Below are 13970 nucleotides of genomic sequence, written 5' to 3' on the forward strand. Positions count from 1 at the left end.
TACTTACCGTGGTAAGGTGGACGATTATATCGATTACAAATAACAAGATAATTAGGGTAAATTAGAAAACACTATTACGTTTTAGTAATAATTACTCTGTAATCGATTATTCGGCACTCTCATGGAAAAGCAATGCAAGGTTACTCATACTCCCTTCCTCACATTCAAAGTACTGCGTTTGCTCAGGCTCTCTCAAAGTAACACTGAGTATCTTCTCTACCTCACCAAACTCCTCGCTAAAGTACTCACTGACTAATATGACGCGCTCACCAATACTAAATTCCAGTGACTTCTCATCTACCAACGCTCGATGATACTGGTCTAATTTAAAGTCCTTTATAACTAAGGTTCTTTCAATACTGCTCCCCCCTAAATTAAGCTCCGACAGTAGAACCTGACTGTTTATATTTTCTATTGATATTTCTAGACGGTTAGGATGTGAAACATCACACTTAAATAGCGCAGTATTAGTGTGGCTGGAAGCACAAGCAGATGAACTAAAAATAAGTCCAAGCAAAGAAATGTTACGCAGCATTTTTAATCGAAGCATATTTTTTGTAAGCCTTTTCTAATTTGACGTCGTATTGATTTTTCTGATACTCAGAACCATTGTAACCACGAGCAAAGGCAGCCCAATTTTTATCTCTTATATGTTCACCTAAGCCAGACTTTTGGATAAACGTAACAAAAGCCTCAAGTTGTTTCTTCTCCGACTCGAATACAGCTTTAACAAAGGATTCAGCGGTAACATGACCAGCTAACTTGAAATTAAAGCCCATAATTTGGAAACGTCCCCAAGATGCGGAGCGGATTGCTGCATTTGAATTCAGTTCAATCGCTTTATTTAAACGTACGTATTCTGAGATACCACCAACGTACAGACTTCGATTCCAATGCCGACTTGAAATACTTGGATGACTGTTATCGTAGGCTCTTGAAGTGAGTCTCGAAAATATATGAGCCTCAAACAAAATCTTTGGCTTACCATTGCTAAAGTAGGCTTCTCCTCGGCTCTCAACTTCAGCTACAGCTTTAATAGCAGCGACTTCGCATCCAAGAGTTTCAGCTACTTTGCTATAATCCAAGTCCGTCAACGCATCTCTTGAGCCAACCAAGGGTAACGTATATGCCACCGCAGTCTCAGGTGTTCGTTTTAAATACTCATTTAGCTTACGATGGCTTCTTCCATTCACATCTATCCTTCCATCTGGACGAGCCATCCCAACAAGGTTTTTCTGAAAAGCTTTAATTGCGGCGACAGTCTTGGAGTTTTCCGGTCTAGAGCCTAGTTTCCCATCCACTTTAAGCTCCTTTACTCCCTTTAAAGAACCAAGCAATTGGTTAATAGACCTTTGTACCGTACGAATATCAACATCCACATTTTTACCACCCAAGCCAACAGAGCCGCTTATTCTTATTGAAGCCATGAAAGTACCTCCTTTTTAAATTTTGGAGGAGATTGTCATGCCCAATAAAGCTTAGAAAAATATCATTAAGAATTGTTTTCAATAATTTAGGTCAACTATGCAATACCTCATCCAATATTTACATAACAACGTATTTTCACTCGACGCAGATAACAAAAAACCCAGCACTGAGGCTGGGTTTTGGTGTTCTAGTGGTTAATGAGTTAACCGATGTGCGTTGCGCCTGCCATGTACTTCTGAAGTACTGTAGGGATTGCAATGCGGCCGTCTGCTTCTTGGTTGTTTTCTAGGATAGCAACCATTGTACGACCTACAGCAAGACCAGAACCGTTTAGCGTGTGTACAAGTTCAGGTTTCTTCTCGCCTTTACGACGGAAACGCGCTTGCATACGACGAGCTTGGAAGTCCCACATGTTAGAACATGAAGAGATCTCACGGTAAGTTTCTTGAGCAGGAACCCAAACTTCTAGGTCGTAAGTCTTACGAGCGCCAAAGCCCATGTCACCTGTACATAGAACCACTTTACGGTAAGGAAGCTCAAGAAGTTGTAGAACTTTCTCAGCGTGACCTGTTAGCTCTTCTAGTGCGTTCATTGAATCTTCTGGCTTAGTGATTTGTACTAGCTCAACTTTGTCGAACTGGTGCATACGGATCAGACCACGAGTATCACGACCGTAAGAACCTGCTTCTGAGCGGAAACATGGCGTGTGCGCTGTCATCTTAATTGGTAGATCCGCTTCGTCAGAAATCGTGTCACGAACTAGGTTCGTTACAGGTACTTCTGCAGTAGGGATTAGAGACAGTTTACGTGGCTCTTCGTCGTTTACTTTTTCTACTAGCGGCTCAGTGTGGAAAAGATCTTTACCAAACTTAGGAAGCTGACCAGTACCGAATAGGCTGTCAGAGTTTACTAGGTAAGGTACGTACATTTCTGTGTAGCCGTGCTCTTCAGTGTGAAGATCTAGCATAAACTGAGCGATTGCACGGTGTAGACGAGCGAATTGGCCTTTCATCACGATGAAACGTGCGCCAGTGATCTTAACTGCACTTGCGAAGTCTAGACCGTCGCCCATTTCGCCTAGGTCAACGTGATCTTTCAGTTCGAAGTCGTAAGACTTTGGCTCACCCCAACGAGAGATTTCAACGTTGTCGTTTTCATCTTTGCCATCTGGCACTTCATCTGCTGGGATGTTTGGTACAGAAAGCGTGAATTCGTCTAGTTGAGCCATTACTTGCTCAAGTTCAACTTTCTTCGCATCAAGATCGCTACCTAGCGTACCGATTTGTTTCTTGATCTCTTCTGCGCCTTCTTTGTCGCCAGCCGCCATTTTTTGGCCGATTTGCTTGGAGATGGAGTTACGCGTGGATTGTAAATTTTCTACTTCTACTTGAATGGACTTACGTTGTTCTTCAAGTTTACGAATAGTATCTACGTCTAGCTTAAAGCCACGACGCGCCAGTTTAGCAGCTGTTTCATCCAGCTCTGTACGAAGTAATTTAGAATCCAGCATTGTTAATCCTATGCTTTTTGTTGTGAAATCACGCGCACTTTCCAAGCGTACGCGTTAAAAAAATTTACTGAACAAATGTATCCAAAAACGCCTACTTTTCATAGCGCTTTTGTGGGCTATTTGCGTCTAAAGTAGCCAAGTAATCTAACTTTTCGCCGATTTTGGTCTCTAGACCACGATTTGTCGGCTGATAGTACCTACGATCGCCCATTTCAGGCGGCAAATATTGCTCACCGGCTGCGTAAGCACCAGGCTCATCGTGAGCATAACGATACTCAGCCCCATAACCCATGTCTTTCATCAAACTGGTTGGCGCATTTCGAAGGTGATGCGGCACTTCATATTCAGGTAAGTTATGAGCGTCCGTTAGCGCTTGTTTCCAAGCAACGTAAACGGCATTACTCTTTGGAGCGCACGCGAGATAAACAATAGCTTGAGCAATCGCACGTTCACCTTCTGCTGGACCAACGCGTGTAAAACAGTCCCACGCGGAGAGTGCCACTTGCATGGCTCTAGGGTCCGCATTGCCGACATCTTCCGATGCTATCGCAAGTAATCGACGGGCAATATAAAGAGGATCACAACCCGCAGCAATCATACGTGCAGCCCAGTAAAGCGCCGCATCTGGGTTAGAGCCACGAATGGATTTGTGGACCGCAGAGATTAAGTCATACCAGATATCACCTTTGTTATCGAAGCGAGAGACTTTCTCCCCTGCCACTTCAGCCAGCAACTTAAGCGTGATCTCTTTTTCACCTTGCGCATTATCTTCTGCCATGTCGTAGAGCAGCTCAAGATAATTGAGAGACATGCGAGCATCACCGTTGACCAGTTCTGCTAGGCGGTCTAATACGTTATCAGCGAAATGTGCGGGTGTATTGCCCAAGCCACGCTCTTTGTCACTGATCGCTTGATTCAGCGCCAGTGAGATTTCATCTTTATCGAGAGACGTTAGCTTGTAGACACGTGCACGTGACAGCAATGCGTTGTTTAACTCAAACGATGGGTTTTCTGTCGTCGCACCAATAAAGGTAACCGTGCCATCTTCGATATGCGGTAAAAACGCGTCTTGTTGAGATTTGTTGAAGCGATGCACCTCATCCACAAATAAGATGGTGCGGCGACCCGCCATTTTGTTCTCACGTGCTTTCTCGATTGCAGCACGGATTTCTTTCACACCAGACGTTACGGCAGACACACGCTCTACTTCAGCATTGGCGTAGTTTGCAGCCACTTCCGCTAATGTCGTTTTGCCTGTGCCTGGTGGTCCCCAAAGGATCATAGAGTGAATGTGACCCGCCTCTAGCGCACGGCGCAGTGGCTTACCAGGGCCTAAAATGTGCTGCTGTCCAATGTATTGCTCGATTGTTTCCGGTCTCATACGAGCAGCAAGGGGACGAAAATCTTCGTCCCCCGAGAAATCTAATGTGTAATTACTCACTACCAATTAATTCCTTTGGTCATCCACATCCACACCTTTTGGAATTGTGAATGTGAATCTGTCTGCTTTTGGTTTACCCAGCTTCACGTTGTTAAAGGTGAACAAACCTTTTTGACCGTCTTGCTCAACCACGTTGAAGCCTTTCACGACACCTTTGGCATCAATATTAATCTGGAATTGACCTTGTGTGGAGTCTACTGCGGTAGGAATGAGAGTGAACTGGTCACCTTTTTGAGATATTTTGTAGTTATTCCAATCACTTGCTCGGTTACGCGTTAGCAAAACAAATGGCGTTTGCTCTGTTGCTTGCTCTTGCCAGTAGATGCTCACTTGCTCGATGAATGGGCTGTAGTACCACAATGTCTTACCGTCAGAGACCAATAGGTTCTCATCAGGGAATGTTGTACTCCAACGGAACAGGCTTGGGCGAGCGATTTCAACCGTACCTTCTCCTTCCATAACCGTTTCGCCTTCAGGGCTGATAACCTGCTGAGAGAAATCTGCACTAAAGCCATCATTCATAGAAAGGCGTTTGTTTAATTCATCTTTAGGAGACGCTGCGTGTGCAGTAGAGAAGAGGGAAAAGCTTAAAACAAGCGCGGAGAAAAGTTTCGCTGAAAATAGTTTTTTCATTCAGATACCTATTATTAGAACCACTCACCTCAGTTGGACTGAGGTGAGTAACACAAGTTCATTAATCTTTTGGTGGCGCAGGTGCCAGTACTTCACGGTTACCGTTATGACCCGGAGCACTTACGATGCCCTGCGCCTCAAGCTGCTCTACAATACGGGCGGCACGGTTGTAACCTATCTTAAATCGGCGCTGAACACCGGAAACCGAACCTCGACGTGATTGAACCACGTGCTCAACAACTTGATCGAAGAGCGGGTCTACATCTTCATCCGCTTCCATTTGCTCACCTGGCAATAGACTTTCTGGAGTTTGATCTCCACTGATGATCTCTTCAATGTAGTTCGGTTTACCACGCGCTTTCCAGTTGTTTACAACAGCATGAACATCATCATCTGATGCAAATGCACCGTGAACACGAGTTGTATGACTTGACCCCGGCGGTAGATACAACATATCACCCATACCAAGTAGTGATTCTGCGCCGCCTTGATCTAGGATTGTACGAGAGTCCGTTTTAGTCGATACCGTAAACGCAACACGAGTTGGAATGTTCGCTTTAATTAGACCAGTAATAACATCAACCGATGGACGCTGAGTCGCAAGAATTAAGTGAATACCTGCCGCACGCGCTTTTTGCGCCAAGCGAGCAATCAGTTCTTCAACTTTCTTACCTACCACCATCATTAGGTCAGCAAATTCGTCAACAACAACGACGATGTAAGGCAGCTTTTCTAGCAATGGCGGTTCAGTATCCATGCTGTCGCCTTCTTGCCAGAACGGGTCATGGATTGGGTGGCCCGCTTCTGCTGCCATCTTCAATTTTTCGTTGAAGCCCTTCACATTACGTACACCTAATGCCGACATCAATTTGTAACGACGTTCCATCTCGCCCACACACCAACGTAGAGCATTTGATGCGTCTTTCATATCAGTCACAACTTCAGAAAGAAGATGAGGGATACCTTCATAAATAGAAAGCTCTAGCATTTTCGGGTCAATCATGATGAAGCGTACATCTTCTGGGCCAGCTTTATACAGCATGCTCAAAATCATCACGTTCACACCTACCGACTTACCAGAACCTGTTGTACCTGCTACTAGCACGTGTGGCATCTTCGCAAGATCTGCCACCACAGCTTCGCCCGCAATGTCTTGACCTAACACAACCGTTGTTGGTGACGTTGCTTGCTCAAACTGAGGGCTACTGATGACATCAGATAAATAGACCGTCTGACGACTCATGTTTGGCAGTTCCAAACCGATGTAAGGCTTGCCAGGGATTACTTCCACGACACGTACCGCCATCGCAGACAATGCACGCGCTAAGTCAGTTGAAAGACCAGAAATACGACTTACTTTCACCCCCGGCGCCAAATCAAGCTCAAAACGAGTGATCACTGGACCAGGATAAATACCAACCACATCGGCTTTGATTTTGTAGTCAGCGAGTTTGCTCTCTACCAATCGAGCGACCTGCTCTAACGCATCACGGTCGATAAAGTTTTCACGTTTTTCTGGATGATAAAGCAACTCGAGCGTTGGGAGTGGCTCTTCCGGAACTGGCAAGTTTTCTTCTTTCTGTACCAAAAATGGGTTTTGTGTTGCAGCGACTTTGGCTTGCGCATTGGAAACCATATCTTGGAATGCGGTAACGTCTTGGTCGTTGTCTTGGGCCTCTTCTACCTCCACTTTTTGAGGTGCAGGTTCAAATGTTGTTGAAGGTGTTGCAACTTGCTGATGAGGCGTTGTTGGCTGTACTTGCTGCGCAGGCTGAGACTCCACTTCGTCTTCATCATCTAACACATCAAAGTCAGAGATCGTAGGCTCAATATGTTGGCTCGATTCCGTTTGCGCCGTGATGCTATCTAATACAGCAGAATCAATTGCAGGCTCTTCATGTACAGGATGCTCAATACTTGGCTGCTGTACTTGCTCTGCTTCAAATTGTTCGTACTCCGCATAATCTGGTTCAACACTGATCGGTTCTTCTGTAGCTGTATGTGGCTCTACATAGGAAGAGTAAGTGTCTGCAAATGATGGGGCTGCCTGTTCTTCAGTTCCCCAGTCATCTGCTTGTTGCGCCGCTGCTTCAAGCTCTTCTATCGTAACATTCAGTTGCTTGGTGCGTTCCAAGAGCGGATCAACGTTATCCGTGTTAACCGTATGGATAGGTTGTATTTGAGGCTCAGGTTCAGAATAAACTGGCGCAGCATTAACCGTAGCCTTGCGTTGTGGTGGCGTCGGTTCTACCATCGCCTGTTCCGCAGGCTTATCAGGTTTAGCTTGCGGCATATAAATAGGATACTCATGCGCTGGCGCCGGCTCTTTCGGTTCATCGACATCGTACGCCGTTAAATGAGGAAGCGGCTCATCATCAATTTCATGGTCTACATTATGTTTAGGCGTAGAGACTTTATCTTCTACAAACTCATCAAGCTGAGGTTCTAAAACTTCCTGCTCTGAACCTCTTGCCTTATTTGCAAGCGCGGCAATTAGTGCTAACGCACGATCACCAAGCCATTCCACGATGTTAAGCCATGAGATGCCAGTGAAGAGCGTAAAGCCCGCTCCCCACAAGAACAGCAGTACCAATGTGGTACCGAGTACATTCAATGTAGGTAAAGCGAGGCTAGACAACACATCCCCGACCACACCTCCGGATGAAAAATACCAAATGTCATCAAAATTAATATCGGCAAGACCGCAACTGGTCATAATAAGGACGACAAGACCGAGCAGCCTTGTACCCCATAGCATGAAATCAATTGGCTCATCTTCTCCTCGTTTACGGCAAATCACCCATGCAGCCGCCGCTAGCAAGAAAGGGATTGGGTAAGCGAGAGAGCCAAATGTGAAGAATAGAGTATCGGCTAGCCAAGCGCCGAAAAGGCCACCAGCATTATCGATATCCCCTCCCCATGCGGTTTGGGACCAAGAAGGATCGGCCGGACTGAAGGTAAATAGTGCAACCGCAAGCAATACCGAGCTAAGAACGCCAACGATAAAGCAGCACTCTTTTAAGCGTTGGAAGCCATTTAAGCGTGAAGACTGGGGCTCTTCACTGGTTTTGATAATGGTTTCGACTTTCTTTGCGTTCTCTTTGAACATAAATCAACTTGAATATGGAAATGAAATAGGAAATTGCAAAACATTCCGAGCGGCATCAAGCCGCTCGGTAAATTGATTTAACCATATCAAGGAGAAAAACCCAATTACTCTCTGGCGAAAGCGGAAGCATATACCGCTTTCTTTGCAAGAAATTAACGAGTTTTGATCACAAGCTGGTTAGATTGTTTCACTTCTTCCATAACAACGTATGTGCGAGTGTCATTTACGCCAGGTAGACGTAGTAACGTATCGCCCAATAGTCGGCGGTAAGCACCCATATCTGATACACGGGTTTTAAGAAGATAGTCAAAGTCACCTGAAACAAGATGACACTCTTGTATGTCGTCTAGCTTTTGAACAGCTGAGTTAAACTGCTCAAACACATCCGGCGCACCACGGTTTAGCGTAATCTCAACGAATACTAATAGTGATGCATCCAGGAACTGCGGATTCAATAATGCAGTATACCCTGTGATATAACCCTGACGCTCTAAGCGACGTACACGCTCCAAACATGGCGTTGGAGAAAGTCCCACACGTTTTGAAAGCTCAACGTTTGAAATACGACCGTCTTTCTGCAGCTCATTAAGAATGTTGCGGTCGATACGGTCTAGTTCCTTGGACGGCTTTTTATAGTTGTCTGCCATTTTTTATTCCACCTTATTACTTCCTTGCAAAAAAATATACTACAACTTTTTAATATTTGGTGCCAAATTTTACAAATCTATAACTATACTAGTTATTAATTCGACAATAACACCCTACTAACAGTTAATACAACCATTATAGAAAGAGGATACAGGATGATCATTGGCGTACCTAAGGAAATCAAGAATCACGAATATCGTGTTGGTATGATCCCAGCTAGCGTGAGAGAACTCATCTCACATGGTCACCAAGTTTTAGTTGAGACCAATGCAGGTGCCGGCATTGGTTTTTCAGACGATGATTACATCGCTGTCGGCGCATCCATTCTCCCTCATGCTGCTGACGTATTTGCGCAAGCAGACATGATTGTAAAAGTAAAAGAACCCCAAGCAGTAGAGAGAGCAATGCTCCGCGAAGGGCAAATTTTATTTACTTATTTACACCTAGCACCAGATTTTCCACAAACTGATGAGCTAATCAAGAGCAAAGCTGTCTGTATAGCCTATGAGACTGTAACAGATAATATGGGTCGTTTGCCACTGTTAGCACCAATGTCAGAAGTGGCAGGTCGGATGTCTATCCAAGCTGGTGCGCAAACGTTGGAAAAATCGCACGGCGGTCGTGGTCTGCTCCTAGGCGGCGTACCTGGTGTTGAACCTGCAAAAGTCGTTATCGTTGGTGGTGGCGTTGTTGGTGCAAACGCTGCTCGTATGGCGGTTGGCCTTCGCGCTGACGTCACCATTCTAGACCGTAACGTAGACACACTTCGTAAGCTTGACGAAGAATTCCAAGGTCGCGCAAAAGTGGTTTATTCTACTGAAGACGCTATCGAGAAGCATGTTCTAGAAGCGGACCTTGTTATCGGTGCCGTTCTAATTCCTGGCGCAGCAGCACCTAAACTGGTCACTAAAGAGCACATTGCTAAGATGAAGCCTGGTGCAGCAGTGGTTGACGTGGCAATTGACCAAGGCGGTTGTTTCGAAACTTCACACGCGACAACTCACGCAGATCCAACTTACATCGTTGATGAAGTGGTTCACTACTGTGTAGCAAATATGCCTGGCGCAGTTGCTCGCACTTCAACATTTGCACTCAACAACGCTACGCTTCCATACATCGTGAAGTTAGCAAATAAAGGCTACCGCGAAGCACTTCTAGAAGACAAAGGCTTCCTTGAAGGTCTAAACGTTATTCACGGAAAAGTAACATGTAAAGAAGTAGCAGAAAGCTTTGACTTGGAATACGTTGAACCAACTCAAGCTATCGCTATGTTTAATTAATGACAAAATAAAACATAACTTGTCACGTTTTGTTTACAAAAGCCCACTCATAAGTGGGCTTTTTCATATAGAGCGTTTGGCTATAAAGAATAACTAAATCTTATATGCACAAATTAAAATATTTCTAGGTGTGACCGATTTAGGGCAAAACTCTGACAATCTAACACGGTAACCACGTTCTTCAAGATAAAGCACTTTGTCTAATGCGAGCCAGATCTCCAACGGACGTTGAAAAACAAGTTGCACTAAGCTCATTCTCTCCATTTGCCAGAAGCGTTGTTCGCTTAACTTTTCAAAATGAGAGAAATCGATTTCTTGAGGAAGAACAATGCCTTTTTGCTCCGCTGCCCAGCGACATAAAGATTCAAAACCATCACTTAATTGCGACTTACGGATACTCGGCACAGGCTGATACTCTGCCATTCCCAAAGCTTGTCGCGTGATCAAATCAAACCCAAGACGAAACATCATTTCCTGCTGACGATGACGACGCACGCGCTCTCCTCCTGTCACCGTTTGTTGTAATGGGATACGCAGTTCTTGCTTAGACAATGAGAGAGAAGAAGCCCTGCCCGATTCCGACATCGGCTGGTATTGTTCCGACTGAATCAAGTGGTAACAACAAGGTGATATGGTCATCGCAGCAATCCCATTTTCACTGCCGTACTGCATTAGACGAGCGTGAAGGTCACCGCATGCATGCAGTGCTACTGCGTGTTGCGTTGGCTTAAACACGGCTTTCGCTTTGCTATCAAACGCGTCGCCTTGAATAAACGTCATCTTCCAATGATGTTCATTGGCTGCTTGTTGCCCCGAATCGCACAGTGCTTGTTGGTATTCAAAGCTGGTTACAGGCTGATCGGTTTGCGTTGTCAGGATTCGCCCCAAGTAACCTTTACCTGAGCACCATTCTAGCCATTCTTCGCCACAGTGTTGTTGAATTGCAGCTTCACCCATCGAGCTAATTTGCTCCAACTTACGTCCCGGAATACCGTTATCTAAACCACGAGCGAGTTCCAAGCCGTTTAACGACAAAAGCTCTAAATGAGTCAGTTCTGCGAGTTGTTCAAGCTCAGGCAAAAACGGACTAAGTGCTTTTAACGCGAGTTCTGGTGCTGCTTTGTATTCTTCGATTTGAGAGGGAGTAAGAGACGCTAGCCATTGGCACAGTCGAGGATGTTGCTCCTGCCAAGGTAATGATGTGTGAATGCTGCTTTTAAAAGGCTCGAATCGCCACAAAGATTGGTTTTCGATTAAGCAGTCATTAATAAACTGAAATTGCGTTTTCATAGCTCCCCCTACAACGAGCGCATTGTAGAGGGAATCGAAACATCAATGAAGTGTTATCTCACCGGAAGCTCGATGTCTTTAAACATCTCTTCGATTTCTGCATTAGACTTCAACGAAATCGCCTGCTCAACCACTGGACGCGTTAAGTGCGGTGCAAAACGCTCCATAAAATCGAACATGTAAGAGCGTAAGAATGTACCACGGCGGAAGCCGATGCTCGTGGTGCTCGCGCCAAACAAATGGCTCGCATCTATTGCAACCAAGTCACCGTCCTGCTCTTCATCCACAGCCATGCTTGCAATCACACCCACACCAATACCCATACGAACGTAAGTTTTAATGACGTCTGCATCAGTTGCCGTGAACACCACTCGCGGGGTTAAACCTTCGCGGTTGAATGCTGTATCCAGCTCTGAACGACCAGTAAAACCGAACACGTAAGTGACTAATGGGTAAGCGGCAAGATCACTGATCGTTACTTTGTCTTTCTTCGCTAGTGGGTGGTCTTTAGGCACAACTATTGAACGATTCCAGTGATAACAAGGCAGCATGATGGCATCTTGATATAAGTGAAGAGCTTCTGTCGCAATCGCAAAATTCGCAGTGCCTTTAGCTATCGCCTCAGACATTTGTGACGGTGTACCTTGGTGCATGTGTAACGACACTTTTGGATAACGAGAAGTAAAACCTTTGATGACATCTGGCAGTGCATAACGAGCCTGCGTATGTGTCGTGGTGATATTCAGCGTCCCCATTTCTGGATGGGTGTGCTCTCCAGCCACCGCTTTGATACTTTCTACACGAGCGAGAATTTCTTGAGAGATACGTACAATTTCTTCTCCAGCTGGCGTCACTTGCGTTAAGTGCTTACCGCTACGTTCAAAAATCTGAATACCTAACTCATCTTCCAGCAACCGAACCTGTTTACTAATACCTGGCTGAGAGGTATATAAGCTTTCCGCCGTTGCAGATACATTCAGATTATGGTTTACAACCTCAACAATATACTTCAGCTGCTGCAGTTTCATCGTAATCCCTTACTTATTCATGAGAGAGTTTATTGGCCACTCAAGCGAGCGATATAATAATTAGTTATAACGCGTTCAAATCGAAATGAACAGCAATTTCTAACTTATACCTCAATCACATACTAATAATCTTCAAGCAAGAAACAATATGCACAAAGTTGAGCCAATAAATGACCGAAGTTCTATGATGTGACTTCTATCAGTAACTAAAACGTGGGAGAGACAAAATAATCAAACAAATAAGGTGCCGAGTAAGATAAGATTCATGTATTCTTTAACGCTAGCCGCAGAAAAGTAAAGCAGACGCAAAGATATGAATATTGGTTTAATAATCGCTTTGGTAGCCATCCTACTGGTGTTAATCCTAGGCTATAACATTATGTTGCAATATAAGGTTAAAGTTGAAACCGCAAAAAGGCAGGAATCAGCGCGATATGTAGCCTTGATAGATGGTACTGAAGAGTTGATTGGTCATGCGCACCATATCCCTTTTAGTAAAGAGCTGTTGCTGTGTCTAAACAATCGTATTCTTGACGCGCTAGAGAGCATGCATGAGCTGGACCCGAAGAACAAGCAACTTGCTCAACGTATCGAAAATATGAAGCAGCAGATTACGCAGCTAAAAGAGAATGGTCCTACTGGCGAGAGTACCACTTTCAAGATGCCGAGTAGTGATAAACAAGCTATCGTCATGCTTAAGCTGGTTAAACGACTTCGCGACACTATCCGTAACGAGCACAACAAAGGCCGATTGGATACCCAGACTTACGTCACCGAAAATGCGCGCTTGGAAACGATGCAAATTCGCATCAACATTGAAAATGTCATCAAAAGAGCAAACGACTCTATCGCTCGTGGCCAACCAGGCACCGCGCTTCAACTGCTGCGTAAAGGTATCGATGCTTTGAGCACTAAGAGCGATCCTTATTCTATTCAAGCGAAACAAAAGCTTGAAGAGATGTTGGGTGACTTAGATAAAAAGCGCCAAGATAAAAGCGATGCTGAAATGCAGCAGATTGCTGACAAAGAGCGTGACAATGACATGGAAGCACTCTTCGGCGAGAAGAAAAAGTGGTAACATTCACTTCAGGTCAAGAAAGGCTGCAATTGCAGCCTTTTTTCTATCCGCAAGACAACGGATATGCCCAATAAAAATGTGAAGTACTAAAACTAAAATGATGAATCTAGACACCTATCAAGATCTTCTTGCTCCCATTAACCAATTTCTGCAATGCAGTACACCTGATGAATGGGTAGAGGAAGCAAAGAAACCAGAGAACCTTCAAACCATTTTGTTAGACCACCTACTGTGCGAACTAAAAGCTGGCCAATCTGCCATGTTTTTAATTCGTAAGTATGCCGTTGATCAATCCAGTTCACATGCTCTACTTGACTGGTTTAAGCCCTACGAAGATTTTGCTTACCGTAACGTAGGCTCATTGGAAACTTTAAAAGGCAAGAGCAATATTTCTAAGTCAATCATGGCTAAGTCCGACTCACCATACAGCCAAGATTTGATCGATAAGATGGTGCTTTTGATAAAAGAGGAGTTACACCACTTTTATCAAGTTTTAGAGATCATGGAAAGTCGTGGAATTGAGTA

12 protein-coding genes are annotated in these 13970 nt (G+C 44.7%); 3 read left to right on the forward strand and 9 right to left on the reverse strand.

Annotated features, from left to right (window positions below; all coding sequences use genetic code 11):
- Positions 1-106: 106 nt before the first annotated feature.
- From IQR33_RS15410 to lrp, 7 genes are all read right to left on the reverse strand, one after another.
- Positions 107-535: a hypothetical protein gene (locus tag IQR33_RS15410; protein ID WP_031812824.1), complete on the reverse strand. Its 429-nt coding sequence runs from the start codon at positions 533-535 to the stop codon at positions 107-109.
- Positions 525-1427, reverse strand: coding sequence for an N-acetylmuramidase domain-containing protein (locus IQR33_RS15415; protein ID WP_017634398.1), 903 nt, complete (start codon positions 1425-1427; stop codon positions 525-527). The genes IQR33_RS15410 and IQR33_RS15415 overlap by 11 nt, the downstream gene beginning before the upstream one ends.
- A 203-nt stretch (positions 1428-1630) precedes the next feature.
- The gene (serS, locus tag IQR33_RS15420) at positions 1631-2938 is read right to left on the reverse strand and encodes a serine--tRNA ligase (protein WP_005437179.1); all 1308 of its coding nucleotides are present in this window, start codon (positions 2936-2938) and stop codon (positions 1631-1633) included.
- Between the two features lie 91 nt (positions 2939-3029).
- A complete protein-coding gene (locus tag IQR33_RS15425; protein ID WP_038889531.1) occupies positions 3030-4385 on the reverse strand; it encodes a replication-associated recombination protein A in 1356 nt (451 codons plus the stop codon).
- Positions 4386-5012: an outer membrane lipoprotein chaperone LolA gene (gene lolA, locus IQR33_RS15430; RefSeq protein ID WP_017634949.1), complete on the reverse strand. Its 627-nt coding sequence runs from the start codon at positions 5010-5012 to the stop codon at positions 4386-4388.
- Between the two features lie 61 nt (positions 5013-5073).
- Positions 5074-8121, reverse strand: a complete 3048-nt coding sequence (locus IQR33_RS15435) for a DNA translocase FtsK (RefSeq protein ID WP_017634950.1) — start codon at positions 8119-8121, stop codon at positions 5074-5076.
- A gap of 152 nt (positions 8122-8273) precedes the next feature.
- Entirely contained in the window at positions 8274-8768 is a 495-nt protein-coding gene (gene lrp, locus IQR33_RS15440) for a leucine-responsive transcriptional regulator Lrp (protein ID WP_005378234.1), read from the reverse strand.
- A gap of 156 nt (positions 8769-8924) precedes the next feature.
- On the opposite strand from lrp, the gene ald reads away from it, so the two are divergent.
- On the forward strand, positions 8925-10049 hold the full coding sequence (gene ald / locus IQR33_RS15445) for an alanine dehydrogenase (protein WP_005378241.1): 1125 nt from the start codon (positions 8925-8927) through the stop codon (positions 10047-10049).
- 93 nt (positions 10050-10142) lie between these two features.
- Here ald and IQR33_RS15450 read toward each other — a convergent pair whose 3' ends face one another.
- Complete coding sequence (locus IQR33_RS15450; protein WP_017634951.1) at positions 10143-11339, reverse strand: methyltransferase; 1197 nt, start codon at positions 11337-11339, stop codon at positions 10143-10145.
- A 53-nt stretch (positions 11340-11392) separates the two neighbouring features.
- Positions 11393-12367 carry an HTH-type transcriptional regulator CysB gene (cysB, locus tag IQR33_RS15455; RefSeq protein WP_005388967.1) on the reverse strand — a complete coding sequence of 325 codons (975 nt, stop codon included), beginning with the start codon at positions 12365-12367 and terminating at the stop codon, positions 11393-11395.
- A gap of 313 nt (positions 12368-12680) precedes the next feature.
- On the opposite strand from cysB, the gene IQR33_RS15460 reads away from it, so the two are divergent.
- Positions 12681-13445 carry a hypothetical protein gene (locus IQR33_RS15460; RefSeq protein WP_005378247.1) on the forward strand — a complete coding sequence of 255 codons (765 nt, stop codon included), beginning with the start codon at positions 12681-12683 and terminating at the stop codon, positions 13443-13445.
- A gap of 97 nt (positions 13446-13542) precedes the next feature.
- A partial coding sequence (gene miaE / locus IQR33_RS15465; RefSeq protein WP_228013913.1) for a tRNA isopentenyl-2-thiomethyl-A-37 hydroxylase MiaE occupies positions 13543-13970 on the forward strand: 428 nt, incomplete at its 3' end.

Origin of the sequence: Vibrio sp. OPT46 (genome assembly GCF_015163535.1) — a bacterium.
Classification (GTDB): domain Bacteria; phylum Pseudomonadota; class Gammaproteobacteria; order Enterobacterales; family Vibrionaceae; genus Vibrio; species Vibrio alginolyticus.

Excerpts from the sequence above, each read along its gene's own strand:
- IQR33_RS15410 (WP_031812824.1), bottom strand. The coding sequence starts at position 535 with ATGCTGCGTAACATTTCTTTGCTTGGACTTATTTTTAGTTCATCTGCT.
- IQR33_RS15415 (WP_017634398.1), bottom strand. The coding sequence starts at position 1,427 with ATGGCTTCAATAAGAATAAGCGGCTCTGTTGGCTTGGGTGGTAAAAAT.
- serS (WP_005437179.1), bottom strand. The coding sequence starts at position 2,938 with ATGCTGGATTCTAAATTACTTCGTACAGAGCTGGATGAAACAGCTGCT.
- lolA (WP_017634949.1), bottom strand. The coding sequence starts at position 5,012 with ATGAAAAAACTATTTTCAGCGAAACTTTTCTCCGCGCTTGTTTTAAGC.
- IQR33_RS15435 (WP_017634950.1), bottom strand. The coding sequence starts at position 8,121 with ATGTTCAAAGAGAACGCAAAGAAAGTCGAAACCATTATCAAAACCAGT.
- lrp (WP_005378234.1), bottom strand. The coding sequence starts at position 8,768 with ATGGCAGACAACTATAAAAAGCCGTCCAAGGAACTAGACCGTATCGAC.
- ald (WP_005378241.1), top strand. The coding sequence starts at position 8,925 with ATGATCATTGGCGTACCTAAGGAAATCAAGAATCACGAATATCGTGTT.
- IQR33_RS15450 (WP_017634951.1), bottom strand. The coding sequence starts at position 11,339 with ATGAAAACGCAATTTCAGTTTATTAATGACTGCTTAATCGAAAACCAA.
- cysB (WP_005388967.1), bottom strand. The coding sequence starts at position 12,367 with ATGAAACTGCAGCAGCTGAAGTATATTGTTGAGGTTGTAAACCATAAT.
- IQR33_RS15460 (WP_005378247.1), top strand. The coding sequence starts at position 12,681 with ATGAATATTGGTTTAATAATCGCTTTGGTAGCCATCCTACTGGTGTTA.